The organism is Pararcticibacter amylolyticus (genome assembly GCF_003130405.1).
Classification (GTDB): domain Bacteria; phylum Bacteroidota; class Bacteroidia; order Sphingobacteriales; family Sphingobacteriaceae; genus Arcticibacter; species Arcticibacter amylolyticus.
The window spans coordinates 1-1,511 of the sequence record NZ_QEAS01000026.1 but is presented as its reverse complement, the minus strand read 5'-3'; the positions used below and the strand labels follow the sequence as shown (position 1 = coordinate 1,511).

Genomic DNA, 1,511 nt, shown 5'->3' with positions numbered 1-1,511 from the left:
CAAAAAACCGCCTCTATTTTGAAATAGAGGCGGTTTTTCATTTATATACCAAATTATTGACTCAAGAATTCCGTGATCATTTTTTAATATTTAATCACGATATATCCTGTTTTCAGCTTTTTCGCGCCGGCATATTTATATTCCAGAGTGTAGAAATAAGTTCCTCCAGGTATGTATCCCGTCCGGTAAGTTTTCCCGGCAAAGAACTTCCCCTGTGGTATATAATCATCACCAATTGGATAGGTCTTGCTATCAAATAACATTGTTCCATTTCTGTTATATATCACAATACGATGTTCTGATACATTGCTGAGCCCTTCTATTATTAGTTCGTCATTAACTCCGTCGCCATTAGGTGTGATGACCTTGCTCACCCTGATCACCTCTCCGGAAGGATCAGTTACCTTAACAGATGTTTCAGCTGTAGCCTGCAGGTAATCCTCATTGCCGGGCTGTGTCAGTATGATCATGGCCGTCCCAATTCCCTGAGGTACCACGCTGCTGCCGCTAATAGTTGCTACCCGCGGATCAGAGCTAATGATATCCACCGGTAAACCAGCAGACGAACTCACCACCAGTGCATATGGAGAACCGTGCCGTTCCAGTTCGGGCAATGGTGTTACCGAAACCGTCTGAGCGGCTTTGTTCACCACCAGCTCCACAGAGGCCGAAGCGGCTGTAAATCCGGTTACAGCCGGCTGTGAAACCGTAATAGTCACGCTACCGGCATGATGGATTTGAATCATTCCGCTGACATCAATAGTGGCAACATGTTCATTGCTGCTCGTGTAACTGAATGATGCATTGCTGTTGCTTCGGGATTCTATCCCGAACGCAACATCTCCATACGTTTTGGAAGGAATGGCTCCTATTTGTATAGTTGTACTCCTTATAGTATTTATCACTTCCACCACCAGAGGAGCTCCGGCCTCGCTTTTATTTCCCGCCGGATCGACTACCACAATAGTAATTTCATGTTTACCTTCTGATAATGACGGATTAAAGTTGTAATCCCATTTGCCTTTATCATCAGCTTTAACCTCTCCTACTTTCACACCATCGACGTACACTTCAACTGTCGCATTTGGTTCAGTAGTGCCGCTTATAGCCGGGGTGCCCGTACCGGCACCGTTGCTGTGCGGAGCTTCCGGCTGTTCCGGTGTTTTCACATCCACATTAATAATGATCGGATCAGAAACCGGGCCGTCATTGCCTGCCTGATCGGTAACCTTGATCGTAATTTCATGTTTACCTTCTGTTAAGGCCGGGCTAAAGGTATATTCCCATTTGCCGTCACCGTCAGCTTTTGCTTCACCAACTTTAACGCCATCTACCAGGACCTCTACAGTCGCGTTGGGTTCTGTTACACCTTTGATCGTCGGTGTGGTCGTGTTCACATGACCGCCGTTACCCGGAGCGTCCGGTGTCACCGGTTTATCAGGGTTCTTAGTATCGACATCAATTTTGATTGGATCGGATTCTGCGCCCGTGTTTCCTGCCTGATCGGTGAC

The 1,511-nt window shown here is 46.7% G+C and carries 1 protein-coding gene; it reads right to left on the bottom strand.

Annotated features, from left to right (window positions below; translation table 11 throughout):
* Window positions 1-83 precede the first annotated feature (83 nt).
* On the bottom strand, window positions 84-1,511 hold a 1,428-nt coding region (locus tag DDR33_RS22525; RefSeq protein WP_202913822.1), incomplete at its 5' end, for an Ig-like domain-containing protein.